Annotated in this window: 11 protein-coding genes and 1 pseudogene; 6 read left to right on the top strand and 6 right to left on the bottom strand. The window is 65.3% G+C overall.

The features are described 5' to 3' along the window. From SY1_RS06285 to SY1_RS06260, 6 genes are all read right to left on the bottom strand, one after another. Nucleotides 1-582, bottom strand: a 582-nt coding sequence (locus SY1_RS06285; protein WP_208873110.1) for a methionyl-tRNA formyltransferase, incomplete at its 3' end; no start/stop codon positions are given. A gap of 1 nt (nucleotide 583) precedes the next feature. After that, entirely contained in the window at nucleotides 584-1120 is a 537-nt protein-coding gene (gene def, locus SY1_RS06280; protein ID WP_208873103.1) for a peptide deformylase, read from the bottom strand. Between the two features lie 368 nt (nucleotides 1121-1488). Beyond that, the gene (locus SY1_RS06275) at nucleotides 1489-2745 is read right to left on the bottom strand and encodes a TolC family protein (protein ID WP_208873101.1); all 1257 of its coding nucleotides are present in this window, start codon (nucleotides 2743-2745) and stop codon (nucleotides 1489-1491) included. Nucleotides 2746-2841: 96 nt separating this feature from the next. Beyond that, entirely contained in the window at nucleotides 2842-4200 is a 1359-nt protein-coding gene (locus SY1_RS06270; protein WP_208873099.1) for an HlyD family type I secretion periplasmic adaptor subunit, read from the bottom strand. Next, complete coding sequence (locus tag SY1_RS06265; protein WP_015556531.1) at nucleotides 4188-6428, bottom strand: type I secretion system permease/ATPase; 2241 nt, start codon at nucleotides 6426-6428, stop codon at nucleotides 4188-4190. The genes SY1_RS06270 and SY1_RS06265 overlap by 13 nt, the downstream gene beginning before the upstream one ends. A gap of 223 nt (nucleotides 6429-6651) precedes the next feature. Next, entirely contained in the window at nucleotides 6652-7146 is a 495-nt protein-coding gene (locus tag SY1_RS06260) for a calcium-binding protein (protein ID WP_341524224.1), read from the bottom strand. Between the two features lie 143 nt (nucleotides 7147-7289). Between SY1_RS06260 and SY1_RS06255 the strand changes: the two genes are divergently transcribed. The 6 genes and pseudogenes from SY1_RS06255 to SY1_RS06230 all read left to right on the top strand — a co-directional run bounded on the left by SY1_RS06255 (nucleotide 7290) and on the right by SY1_RS06230 (nucleotide 12029). Further along, nucleotides 7290-8222 carry an ABC transporter substrate-binding protein gene (locus tag SY1_RS06255; RefSeq protein WP_015556530.1) on the top strand — a complete coding sequence of 311 codons (933 nt, stop codon included), beginning with the start codon at nucleotides 7290-7292 and terminating at the stop codon, nucleotides 8220-8222. A gap of 115 nt (nucleotides 8223-8337) precedes the next feature. Next, nucleotides 8338-9036: pseudogene (locus SY1_RS06250) on the top strand (ABC transporter ATP-binding protein); the annotation flags it as partial. After that, on the top strand, nucleotides 9033-10019 hold the full coding sequence (locus SY1_RS06245; protein ID WP_015556529.1) for a FecCD family ABC transporter permease: 987 nt from the start codon (nucleotides 9033-9035) through the stop codon (nucleotides 10017-10019). The pseudogene SY1_RS06250 and the gene SY1_RS06245, both read left to right, overlap by 4 nt. 215 nt (nucleotides 10020-10234) lie before the next feature. Then, entirely contained in the window at nucleotides 10235-10858 is a 624-nt protein-coding gene (locus SY1_RS06240) for a MotA/TolQ/ExbB proton channel family protein (protein WP_015556528.1), read from the top strand. Beyond that, nucleotides 10855-11247, top strand: a complete 393-nt coding sequence (locus SY1_RS06235) for an ExbD/TolR family protein (protein ID WP_015556527.1) — start codon at nucleotides 10855-10857, stop codon at nucleotides 11245-11247. The genes SY1_RS06240 and SY1_RS06235 overlap by 4 nt, the downstream gene beginning before the upstream one ends. A gap of 473 nt (nucleotides 11248-11720) precedes the next feature. Next, complete coding sequence (locus SY1_RS06230) at nucleotides 11721-12029, top strand: energy transducer TonB (RefSeq protein WP_208873094.1); 309 nt, start codon at nucleotides 11721-11723, stop codon at nucleotides 12027-12029. Nucleotides 12030-12039: the final 10 nt, after the last annotated feature.

Raw genomic sequence — 12039 nt, 5'->3', positions numbered from 1 at the left:
GAACAGGTCGGCGAAGTCGTCTCCGGCGGACTCCAGCGCTGACAGCCCCTCCGCAGCGATCTCCGCGCCCAGGGCGCTCAGCCTGTCGTAGAGCTCCGTCGCCGTCTCCCCTACCCCGACCTCCACCGCAGCCTGACGCAGGATGGGCCCCGCGTCCATCGCGGGCGTCAGGCGAAAGACGGTCACCCCCGTCCGGGCGTCGCCGCCCATCAGCGATCGGGGAACGGGCGCCGCCCCGCGCCAGCGCGGCAGGAGGGAGGGGTGGACGTTCAGGCACCCCCAGCGCGGCGCGCTCAGGAGGGGCTCGCGGATCAGCTGGGCGAAGTCCACCACCAGGACCGCGTCGGGTGGTTCCGTCGCCAGGGCCGTCAGGAGCGGTTCGTTTTTGCCGAGGGGCCCCGTGCGCTCAAGGGGAAGGCCCAACGCCAGGGCGCGCTCCTCCACCCGCGAGGGGATCTCCGCCATGCCGCGGCCGCCCCGGGTTGGGGTCCCGGTGACCACGCGCTCAACGGGGAGGCGTCGGACGAGGGCCTCGAGGCAGCGCGCGGCAAAGGGGCCGCCGCCGATGAACCACAGCCGCACCTCAGCCCTCCTTTTTCTTCATCATCTTGCGGCGAATCGCCCCGCGCTTCAGGGGGGACAGGTAATCGATGAAGAGCTTTCCGTTCAAGTGGTCCATCTCGTGCAGAAAGGCCCGCGCGAGGAACCCCGACGCCTCGTGCACGTGGACCTCCCCCCGCACGTCCTGCGCCTCGACGCGCACCCACTCCGGGCGCCGCACCATCGCGTAGATGCCGGGGAAGCTGAGGCAGCCCTCCTCCCCTTCCTGCTCGCCCCCCTGCTCCAGAACGCGGGGGTTGATGAGGTCGTAGGCCTCCTCCTTATAATCGACAACCGCGATCTGCCGGAGCACTCCCACCTGCGGCGCGGCCAGCCCCACCCCGTCGCTGACGCGCATCACCGTGCGCATCTTGCCGACGAAGTCAGCCAGCTCGTCGTCAAAGACCGTAACCGGCTCCGCAACCTTCTTCAGCACCGGGTCGGGATACCGGCGAACCTCCAATTCAACGCCGAGGAGCTCTCCCCTCGACGGCCTCGTCTTTTCCTGAGCGATAGTCATGTACCCAATCATAACCCTTCCGCCCCTGTGTGGGGCCGGTTCTCATTATAGTATATTTAAGGAACACCATCGAACCGTGCCAGCGATTGCTCGGAAATGGGGCACTGGAACAAGCTTTCATACCAATTTGCGTCTAAAGGGAAAGAAAAGCCCCCCTGAAAGGGGGGCTGCCCCGCAGGGGCTGGAACTGACGGCCCGTGAGCAAGGGCGAACGGCTGCCGGAAGGCTCCCCGAAGGGGAGGGGTTGTCGTTGATACCAATTCGCGTTTAATATGCCTTGCCTCCCCTTTCAGGGGAGGCGAAAAGCAGAGGCGCGCTTTTGGGCCCCCTGCAAGAGGCGTTTTGTCTTGTCGCTCCACTGCGTGAGCTCAAGGGACCCTTCCCAACGTCTCCCTGACCCTGAACGCCGGTTGGTACGGGATGTCCACCCCCAGGGCGTGGACCAGGCCGACCTGGGCCGCCGCAATGTCGAACACCGCGTCCACGTAAGCTGCGTGCGTCTGAATCAAGGCCTGTTTTGCGTCGATGACGTCAACGTTAGAGCTCATCTGCAGCGCGTAGCGCTGAAGCACCATGCGATGAGCCTCACGCGCCGCAGCCATCTGCTCCTTCGCCAGCGCAAACCTCGTCTCGGACGCTCGGAGCTGGCTCGATGCCTGTCTTATCTCCTGGTCGATCTGGAAAGTCATGTCCCGAAGCGCGTACAGCATCTCCTGTGCGGCCGCCTTTGCCTTGCGCTTCTGCGCCCGGCCGGTTTGGCCGTCGTAGAGCGTCCACTGCACCTCGAGCTGCGCGTACCACTGGTCGTCCGTCGCTGAGCTGTCGTCCCGCGTCGTGTTCAAACGGCCCGACAGGGTGACGCGTGGAGCCCGTTCTCCCATCGCAGCGCGGAGGAGCTGCTTTGCGCGCTCCACGTAAAATTCGTAGGCCCGCAGTTCCGGCCGCCACGAAGCGGCCCCGTCGCCAGACGCGACATAAACGGGCGGCGTCAACGTTTCCATCGCCTCCTGCGAGAGCGCATCCTGAAGGTCCTTCAAGTTCAAGCCGACCCCGGTCGCGCGCTCAAGCGCCGCAAAGCTCATCTCGAAATCGCACTGTGCCGACGCCAGCTCCTGGCGCCCCTGCGCGATGGAAACCCTGACGCGAAGGACGTCCCCTCGCGGGACCATGCCGCCCTTGAAGAGCTTCTCCGCGTGGCCCAGGTGCTCCTCACCGAGCCGCACTGCCTCCCTCGACACCTGAACGTGTCCCCACGCCCGCAGACAGTCGTAATAGCGCAGCCGAACCTCCTTCAAGGTATCCTGATACCTGCGGATGCCCTCCGCCGCTGCGGCGGAGAGGGCCAGGCGGGCTGCCCGCGCGTTGGCCCTCAGGCTCCCTCCCGCGTAGAGCGTCTGCACGAGGTTCAGGGAGGCGTTGTAGAGCTCCCTGTCCGGCTCACTGCGGGCAATGCCGCCGACGCTCAACGTCGGGCCCAGCGCAGCGGCGCCGAGCCTTGCGTCCTCCTTCGCCTGTTTGATCCTCTCCATCGCCGCGAGGACGCTGGGGTGCCCTTCGGCGGCGAGGCGCAGAAGCCCTTCCAGCCGCTCGTCGCCAAAGCAGATGTAAGCCTCGGCGCACGGCACCTCCTGCTCTGCCGCAGGCGACGCGTGACAGAGCGCAAGCCAAAAGCACAAGGTCAAAACCGTGCGTTTCCAAGGCATATTCATGCTCTTTACCGCCTAACGCTCCCTCAGGGACTCGCTCACATACCGTTTGAAGGTGTCCAGGAAGTATTCGATGATCCGCTTCCGCCGAATTTTTATCTCGCCCGTAACGGACATGCCGGGGAGCAGCGGAACCCTTTCCTCGTCGATGACGTAATGATCCCGCGACGTCGCGATCAGCACCTGGTAGATCAGGCCCCGCTTCTCGTCTTCCTTCGCTTCCGTGGCGACGGACCTGACGACGCCGTCCAGCGTGCCGTACTTCTGAAAGCTGAAGGTCTCGACCTTCACCTCCGCCGTCTGCCCTGCGTATACGAAGCCGATATCCCGATTCTCGAGCCATACCTCGCACTCCACGCCGCTGCCTTCCGGGACGATGAGCATCAGGGGCTGTGCCGGGGTGACGACGGCGCCAAGCGTATGGATCTCAAGCTGCTGCACGATGCCGTCTATCGGCGCGGTGATTCGGCTCAGCCTGTTTTTCTCCTCCGCCTTCACCAACTCCTCTTCCACCGCCTGAAGCTGCTTCTTGTCGTCCACGATCCGCTCGACGACCTCCGCGCGCCATTCGTGTTGGGCTTTTTCCAACTCGATTTCACATTCAAAGACGGCGTTCCCGTTTCGCTCCACCTCCGCCTCCTGCGCGAGGAGGTCCTGACGCGTCTCGATCTCCTTTTGCAGGTAGTTTTGATGCTCCAGGAGCGACACCGTGCCGTCCTGCGCCAACGCCTCCATCCGCTCCCTCTGCCCGGAGACGATGGGCAGCAGCGCCGCGTACTTTTCCCGCGCCCTCTGCGCGCTGCGCAGGGCGGACCTTGCCGCCATGGTCCTCTGCTTCAATGCGCCGATCTGCGACCGAAATTCGCGCCGCCGCGTCTTTGAGAGCTCCTGCTGGTTGAGGAGGATCGCCGGGTCCCACGTCCCCCTGGGGACCTTGAAGTCTTTCCCGTCCCGTTCCGCCTCCAGCCGGGCGAGGTCCAGGCGATAGAAGTCCCTCTCCTTCCGCAGGCGCAGCATGTCGGCCTCCGCCATGACGGCATCCAGCTCGATCAGCACGTCGCCCTTGCGCACCGGCATGCCGTTTGCAGCGTTCAGCCTCCGCACGATGCCGGAGTCGTTCGCCTGAACGACCTTCGTGTACCCTGAGGGTATGACCTTGCCGGGGGCGACGGCTACCTCGTCCACGGTGCCGATGATGGACCACGCCAGAGCGGACAGGAAAAAGAGCACGATGATCCAAAGCAGGGCGCGTCCAAGGGGCGCGGGCGGCGTCTCGACGATCTCCAACGCCGCCGGGAGAAACTCCAGCTCCGTGCGGTCCCACGCTTCCCCGATGCGCTTGAGCTTCTCCTCTCGCTTCTTCAAGCCGAACACGTTTTCCGCCCTCCTTCCCAGGAGCCTTCGTCGCCCAGAAGCGCCTGCTGGCGGTAGAGGAAGCTGTACAGTCCATCCGCGTTGCCCAGAAGCTCGTCGTGCGTGCCGCGTTCAACGATGCGGCCCCGGTCCATGGCGATGATGACGTCCGCCATGCGCACCGTGGAGAGCCTGTGCGCGATGATGAAGACCGTGCGGCCCCTGCATATGTCCTGGAGGTTGTGCTGGATGATGCGCTCGGACTCATAATCCAGCGCGCTGGTGGCCTCGTCGAAGATCAGGATGCGCGGGTTCGTCATGAGCGTCCTGGCGATCGCGATGCGCTGACGCTGCCCTCCCGACAGGGAAGCGCCGCGTTCGCTCACAAGCGTGTCGTAGGCGTCGGGAAGCTCCATGATGAAGTCGTGGGCACCCGCCAGCTTCGCTGCGGCGATGATCCTGTCCAGCGGGGCGGCGGTGTCCACGACGGCGATGTTGTCCCGGATGCTGCGGTTGAACAGAAAGCTCTCCTGAAGCACGACGCCGATCTGCCGTCTCAGCCACGGCGGGTTGACCTGCGCCAGGTCCACGCCGTCCACCAGGACGCGGCCGTTGACCGGAACGTAAAAGCGCTGTACCAACTTCGTCAACGTGCTCTTGCCGGAGCCGGACCGCCCCACGATGCCCACCGTCGTCCCCGGCTCGATCACGAGGTTGACGTCATCCAGGATCGGCGGGCCGTCCATTTTGTAGCGGAATTGTACGTGATCGAACTCGATGCGGCCCCTGACGCGCCCCAGAGAGCTGCGGCCGGGCGTGCTCTCCGGCTCCGCCGGGAAGTTGAGCACCTCGCCCAGGCGCTCGATGGAGACGCGCACCTGCTGAAAATCCTGCCACAGCGTGGCAAGCCGCAGGATGGGTTCCGTCACCCGTCCGGAGAGCATCTGAAAGGCGATGAGCTGGCCGACCGTGAAGTCCCCCTTCATCACCATCCGGGCCCCAAACCAGAGGATGGCCAGCGTGGAGGTCTTCTGGATTAGCTGGGCCACGCCGCCTGCAAGGCTGCTCAGGAACCCCGCCCGAAAGGAGGCACGAACATAATTTGCCAGCATCCCCTCCCACCGGCCGTTCAACTGCGGCTCGATGGCGAGGCTTTTTACCGTTTGAATTCCCGTCACCATCTCGACGAGGTACGACTGATTCTCCGCATTGCGCTCGAATTTCCGGTTCAGCCGCTCGCGGATGGCAGGGGTCGCCATCGCGGAGAGCGCGATGAAAAACGGCAGCGCCGCAAGGGATATCAGCGTCAGCGTGGGGCTGTAGAAAAACATCACCGCGATGAAAACGATGGTGAAGATGAGGTCCAGCACGACAGTCAACGCCGTTCCCGTGATAAAGGACCGGATGGTCTCAAGCTCCCGGATGCGCGCTATGGTGCTCCCCACCGTCCGGGCCTCGAAATAGGGCAGAGGCAGCGCCAGAAGGTGCTTGAAGAGCTTCGCTCCAAGGATGACGTCCACCCTGTTCGTCGTGTGGGAGAAGACGTAGGTGCGGGTCACGTTCAACACCATCTCAAAAACGTTGATGAGGAACAGCCCGATCACGAGCACGTCCAGGGTGGAGAGCCCTTTGTGAACGAGGACCTTATCGATGATGACCTGGCTGAAAAGGGGCGTGATGAGGCCGAACGTCTGAAGGAAAAAGGAGCCGACGAACACCTCGACAAGGTGCCGCTTGAAGCGCAAGATGACGGGGAGAAACCAGCCGATGCCAAACTTCCGCCCCAGCTCCGCGAAGGAGAAGCGGCGGACCAGCGGGATGGCGTCGCCGTGCCAGACCTCTTCAAGCCGGGCGCAGTCCCAGACGAACGGCTGCTTCTCGCCGGGGCGAAGCAACATGACCCGCTTTTTGTCCTTCTTGAAATCTGCCGCGAGGAGGACGAACACCTGTCCATCGGGAAGCAGCAGGAGCGTGGGCTGAGGCATTCGGTCAAGTTTTTCGAGAGACGTCTCGATCCTCTTCGCCTTCAGCCCAAGGCTCCTTGCTGCGCGCAGCAAGGTCAGCGGAAGGGCGCCGGCGTCGCTCGCAGGAAAAGCGCGCCGCAGCCCTTCCGGGTCTGCTGGAAGGCCGGCGATCTGAGCGGCGACGGCAAGCGCCAGGAGGGCGTCGTCAAACAGCCGTAGGTTCTCCCTTTTTATCTCCTCCGGATCGCCGGCTCTATGCGTTGGGTCATGAACTTCGTCGAACATCAATTTGAGCCTCGCTGCTCTCCTTACGGTTCGCCTCCCCTGCAAGGGGAGGTGGTTCGCGTCAGCGAATCGGAGGGTTGTTTCTCACGCTCAACGACAACCCCTCAGCCCCTGCGGGGCAGCCCCCCTTGCAGGAGGCCCAGAAAAGCGCGCCCTTGCTTTGCCTCCCCTGCAAGGGGAGGTGCCGAACGAAGTGAGGCGGAGGGGTTTGCTTTTAGCCTGCTCACACCTCAAAATGCTTTTCCAGACCATTCTCCGACGCCATGGAGACGGTCAGCGCGTTCGCGTTTGTGGAAGATGCAACCGCGGAGAAGTCGATGACCTTGTCCGAGTCCGCCGAATCAAAGGCCAGGCCGGCCACGGCAACGTCCATCCGGAGCTGCGCACCTGCATAATCCTCAGGCCCCATCGCTTCACTCATCGCACTCATCGAAAGAAGGGAGGCTGGCGCAGACGCCCCAAAGTCATCGAGGGCTGCCTGAAGCTGCATGGGCGACATGAACGGCGCGCTGCCGGAGGTCCCGCTTTCCATCGCGTTGACGTCCTCCCTGGTCCACACGGTCCCGTCCGCGAACTCCACCTCGTCCAGCTTGCGGTCATTGCCCTCAGCCGACCGACACGACGCCGACCGCCTGTCGGCGTCCGTAAGTCGTGTCGTCTGGCTGCCCTCCGGCCCTTCGGACCACCTCCCCTCGTGCTGCGCGTTATGAGGTAGAATAGAACAGGAAGTGGAACGACCTTTAATTTAAGGTGGGGCGTAAGGCTGCCTGCGACACGGCGTGGTCCTTCAGCGAGGGGCTGCCGCTGTCCTGAACGGGGGCAGAGCGGACGTCCCCGGCAAAAATCGAGGGAGGGGATTTCATGTTCCTGACGCGCGTTCGTCGGCATTTTTGCGTTGCCCTGTCGTTGTTGCTCCTGTTTGCTGCCGCTGCGGCAGCCGCTCCGGCCCGAATCGTCTCCCTGTCGCCGGTCGGGACGGAGATTCTTTTTGACCTTGGATTGGAGGACCGCATCGCCGGGGTCACGGAGTTCTGCGACTACCCGCCGGAGGCGAAGCTGAAGCCGAAGGCCGGGGGCTTCACGGAGGTCAACCTGGAGAGCCTGGTCGTCATGAGCGCGGACCTTCTGGTGCTTCAGGACCTTCACCGTCAGGAGCTGGCTCCCAAGCTGGAGGCCCTGGGCATCCCCTACTACATTTTGAGCCAGGAGTCGACGGAGGACATCTGCAGGGGAATCCTGGAGCTGGGAGAGCTCTGTGGGGTGCAGGACCGGGCCGAGGCCAGGGTGGCAGAGATTCGGAGCCGTCTGGACGCACTGGCGTCCCGGCTGAAGGACCTCCCCCGACCGAGGGTGCTGCTCTCCGTTTCACGGGAGCTCACGCTGGACTATCTTGAGACCCTCTACGTTGCGGGGCCGTCCGGCAACTTCTATAACGAACTGATTCGAATGGCCGGCGGAGTCAACGCCGTGGAGGAAGGCCCCTCCTACGTGAAGATATCCCAGGAGGGGGTCCTGAAGATCGACCCGGAGGTCATCCTCGACCTGGTGGGCGATCAGTCCTATTACCATGCCCCCGACGCGGCCGACCCCGACAGGGTGTTCAGCTCCGAACACCTCATGGCGCCGTGGCTGCGTCTCTCAGACGTCAGGGCCGTTCGGGAGGGCAGGGTCCACATCCTGAGGGGGACCTTCCTCCTCCGTCCGGGGCCTCGAATCCCTCAGATCGTCGAGGCCTTCGCGCGCTGCATCCATCCCGGGGCATTGTCCGATGACCAGGCCCCTGCGGCCCGCTAGTTCCTCCTTAGCCCTGCCTCGATGAATCCGCCGCTCTTCGAGGTCCGCGGCCTCACTTTGACGCTGGGAGGCCGGCGTATTCTGGACGGGCTCAACTTTTCGGTCCGACGGGGGGGACTTCGTGGCGATCGTAGGGCCTAATGGAGCGGGCAAGAGCAGCCTGCTGCGCTGCCTCGGCGGGCTCTGCCGGAGCTTCTCCGGGGTGGTGCTCCTCGAGGGGCGTCCGGTCGTCTCCCTGTCGGCCAGGGCGATCGCCCGACGCATCGCCTGGGTCCACCAGAGCGGGGAAGGGGATTGGAGCTTCACAGTGGAGGAGTTCGTCCGGATGTCGCGGTTCCCCTGGCGGGACGCCTTCTCCGGCTGGACGCGGGAGGACGAGCGGGCCGTGAGCGAGGCGCTCTACGTGGCTGGAGCGGAAGCGTTTGCCCCGCGTCCCATGGGCGCGTTGAGCGGTGGCGAGCGTCAACGGGCCTTCATCGCCGCGGCCCTGGCGCAGGGGACGGACGTGCTCTTTCTGGACGAGCCGCTGAACTCCCTGGATTATCTGCATCAGGCGGAGATCCTGGAGTTGATGGAGCGGATCGGCGGGGAGCGGGACGTTACGATCCTGATGGTCACCCACGACGTCAACGCTGCCCTCTCCGCGGCGGGCCGCGTGCTGGCGCTCCGGGACGGAAAAATATGCCATGAGGGGCCGAGCCGGGATTTTTGGGACGCGTCCATCCTGGGGGAGGTCTTCGGGACGGATTTTCACTCCTTTTTGGGGGCGGGGCAGACGATCCCCTTCGTCGCCCCGGCCCGGATGCTGCGATGAGAGGACGCAGGTCAGCCCTCTTCGTCCTGTTCTCCCTGTCCGCCGCAGTCCTCGTCGTCGCGCCCCTGGTGGGGATGCACGCGCTCTCCTGGCGGGACATCTGGCCGGGAGAAGGGCAGGGGCACAGGATATTCTGGGAGCTTCGGCTGCCGAGGGTCTGTCTGGCCTGGGTGACGGGGGCCACACTCGGCGTCTGCGGCGCGGTGTTCCAGGCCCTGTTCCGGAACCCCCTGGCCTCGCCGGACATGCTGGGGGTCTCGACCGGGGCGGCCTTCGGCGCCGTGCTCTCCATCCGGCTGGGGCTGACCGTCTCCCTCCTTTCTGGGCAGTCCGGGCTCTCCGTTCCGGCCTTTTTGGGGGCGGGGGTGGCGACGATCGTGGTCTGCGCCGCCGGGTCCTGGAGGCGCAGGAGCACGTCTTCTCTGCTCCTGTCCGGCATCGCCGTCAGCTTTCTCTTCAGCAGCCTCACGCTGATCGTTCAGTATACGGGCAACTATGTGGACACCTTCAGGATGGCGCGCTGGACCATGGGCAGCGTTCAGGCGGTGGGTTTTGGAACGCTGTGGACCACACTGCCTGCGTTGCTGTTTATCCTTGCGGTGGCCGTGTTTTGTGCGCCGGAGCTGGACCTCTTCCTCTGTGGGGAGGAACTGGCCGAGAGTCGCGGCGTGTCCGTGAAGCGATTGAGGATCGGGTTGTTCGTCGGGGTCTCTCTGGCCGTGGCTGCCAGTGTGTCGGCGTGCGGCCCCGTCGGGTTCATCGGGCTCATGGGGCCCCATATCTGTCGCCGTCTCGTCGGCCCCGTCCATCGGACGCTCGTCGTCGCCTCGGCGCTGTTCGGAGGGGCGTTTCTGGTGGCGTGCGACACCGCTGCCCGAACGCTCTGGGCTCCTGCAGAAATCCCCGTCGGTGTCCTCACTTCCTGCATGGGAGCCTCTTTCTTCCTGTGGCTCCTGCTGAGACGTGAACGGCATGAAAGGTGATTTCGGCCCCCCTTCCAGGGGAGGCGAAAGCAAGTGGCGCATTGGCCCCCCTGCAAGGGGGCTGCCCCGGAGGGGCTGGGGGGTGTTGCTGAGCGTGAAGGATAACCCCTCCGCCGCCTTTGGCGGCACCTCCCCTTTCAGGGGAGGCGAAAGGCCCCTTTGTAAGGGGGGCGTGGGACGATTGGATTCTCCAGGGGATTTTCGGAGGTGGACTTATGCTGGAGTATATGCGGGCCGGTGGCGGCATCATGTGGATCATCGCCCTGCTCTCGTTCGTCGCGTTGGCCGTCGTCCTGGAGAGGCTTTTCTTCTTCACCCGCAGCCGGACGGACCCTGGAAGGCTGGAGGTCGGGCTGGGCCGGGCTTTGCGTGACGGGGACCTGCAAACCGCCCTGGCCCTTGCCGAAGCGGGAAACAGCTCACTCCATCGGCTCTTTGCAGCGGTGTTCTCGTGTTGGGAGCTGCCGGACGAGACCGTGAGGCTCTTGGCCGAGCGTCGGATTCGGCGGGAGCTCTACCGATGGGAGCGGCATCTGCCAGTGCTGGAGGTAACGGCCCGTGTGGCGCCGCTTCTGGGGTTGCTGGGCACCGTGCTGGGCATGGTGGAGATGTTCCGGTCGCTCCACCAGGGTGGGGCCGTCGACGCGATCGCCGTGACCGGGGGAATCTGGAAGGCGCTCTTCACCACCGTTGCGGGGCTGGTTGCCGCGATCCCGATGGTGCTAGCCCACAGTCTGCTTCAGGGGGCCGTCGATTCCCAGGCGGAGACGCTGGAGCGCGGGGTGGACTTTCTGCTTCGCGAGCGCGCCGTCCGTGAAGCGGGGCGTCCCGAGTCATGAGGACTCGGCCCCGCAGGAAGGTGGACCTGGACATCACTCCCCTGATCGACGTGCTCTTCATGCTCATCATCTTCTTCGTCCTGACGACGAGCTTCGTGCAGGGGCGGGTGGAGGTGGACCTGCCCCGGGGGGAGGGAACTCCGCCGAGGGAGGACAGGACCTTGCTGGTCTCGGTGAAAGCGGACGGCACGGTCCTCTGGGACGGGACCCCGGCTGCGAGTGCGGACGTGCCCACCCTGGCGGCCCGCGCCGTGGCCGAGAGCCGGGACGTCCTGCTGGCGGGCGACCGTGCGGCTCCCTACGGGGCGGTCGCGGAGCTCCTGGAGCTCCTTCGGCACGAGGGGCTGGACCGCGCGGGCCTGGCCCTTCGGGGCGTCGCAGTGCCATGAGTCGCTGCTCAGATATCCGTCGGTGGGCGCTTCCCGCAGCCCTCAGCTTGGCCTTCCACGCGGTGCTCTTTCTCCTTCCCATCGGCCTGAACGTCACCGAGTCCCGTCCCGCCATGAGGCTCACCCTGCTCCGGCCGGCGCGCGTCCCTGGCCCGCCCCACCCGGTCGGGGGCGGCGACCGGGGGAACGAGGTGTGGACCGATCTTCTGTCCCCGCCATCCGCCCCGCTCCGGAAGGACGAACCCAAAAGAGAGATCGATCCACGGAGAAAAACTGCCCCTGCGAAAAAAACGCAACAGAGCCCCAAACCGCAGCGCAAACCAGTTCCCAAAGCGAAGCTCGAACCCCAGCCTCAACCCGTTGCCAACCCCGCGGTGCGTGAAGCGCCAAGCGAGGCCCCGACCGTAGTGCGGGGTCGGGCCCCTCTGCCGAACGCCGGAGGCTCCGGCCTCGGAGGCGGGCGGAGCGGCACTGTGGGGAGCGGCGAGGGCACGTCCTCCGGTCCGGGGGCCGAGACGGGCCCCGTGGACGTGGGGACGCTCAGGATTCTCTCCAGGACGCCGCCGGAGTACCCGCTCTTCTCGCGCAAACGTCGGGAGGAGGGGCGTCTGACGATCCTCATCACCATCCAGTCGGGGCGCGTGACCGACGCGCAGGTGGAGCACGGGAGCGGGTACCCCCGGCTGGACGAGGCCGCGCTGCGCGCGGTGCGGACCTGGCGGTTCGACCACCCCGGACGGATACGCGCCCGGGTGCCCGTCAGCTTTCGCCTGGAGCGTTGAGGGCGGCGGA

This window comes from Fretibacterium fastidiosum (assembly GCF_000210715.1).
Lineage (GTDB): Bacteria > Synergistota > Synergistia > Synergistales > Aminobacteriaceae > Fretibacterium > Fretibacterium fastidiosum.
Note: the sequence above shows the minus strand (reverse complement) of the source record. Positions and strands in the feature narration are given on the sequence as shown.

Coding starts and splice junctions, on each gene's coding strand:
- def (WP_208873103.1), bottom strand. CDS start 1,120: ATGACTATCGCTCAGGAAAAGACGAGGCCGTCGAGGGGAGAGCTCCTC.
- SY1_RS06265 (WP_015556531.1), bottom strand. CDS start 6,428: ATGTTCGACGAAGTTCATGACCCAACGCATAGAGCCGGCGATCCGGAG.
- SY1_RS06255 (WP_015556530.1), top strand. CDS start 7,290: ATGTTCCTGACGCGCGTTCGTCGGCATTTTTGCGTTGCCCTGTCGTTG.
- SY1_RS06245 (WP_015556529.1), top strand. CDS start 9,033: ATGAGAGGACGCAGGTCAGCCCTCTTCGTCCTGTTCTCCCTGTCCGCC.
- SY1_RS06240 (WP_015556528.1), top strand. CDS start 10,235: ATGCTGGAGTATATGCGGGCCGGTGGCGGCATCATGTGGATCATCGCC.
- SY1_RS06235 (WP_015556527.1), top strand. CDS start 10,855: ATGAGGACTCGGCCCCGCAGGAAGGTGGACCTGGACATCACTCCCCTG.